The following is a 220-nucleotide window of genomic DNA, read 5'->3' as shown; positions in this document are numbered from 1 at the left end:
AACAACAGTCAAGTATTCGTATGCTTCAGTCCCCAATGTGTATTCACCGACTTCCATTACGCCAACTGTTGCAGCTAATCTTGCAGTTTGGAATGCGATCGATTTTACATTACAGTCGAAATATTCATTTGCTTGAATACTCATTTTAATCGCTTTTTATGTATAATCAGATATAACATTGTGCGGTGATTATGGCGAAGCTCATATTAAAACTCAAGTA

Annotated in this window: 1 protein-coding gene; it reads right to left on the bottom strand. The window is 35.9% G+C overall.

Features of this window, described 5'->3' with window-relative positions; translation table 11 throughout:
• The coding region (locus V6255_RS18610) for a pyrimidine/purine nucleoside phosphorylase (RefSeq protein WP_341629444.1) at positions 1 to 144 on the bottom strand (144 nt) is incomplete at its 3' end.
• Positions 145 to 220: the final 76 nt, after the last annotated feature.

The sequence above is a fragment of the Psychromonas arctica genome (assembly GCF_038155225.1).
Taxonomy (GTDB): Bacteria; Pseudomonadota; Gammaproteobacteria; order Enterobacterales; family Psychromonadaceae; genus Psychromonas; species Psychromonas arctica_B.
The sequence above is the reverse complement of the archived record's forward strand: the minus strand, read 5'-3'. Positions and strand labels throughout refer to the sequence as shown.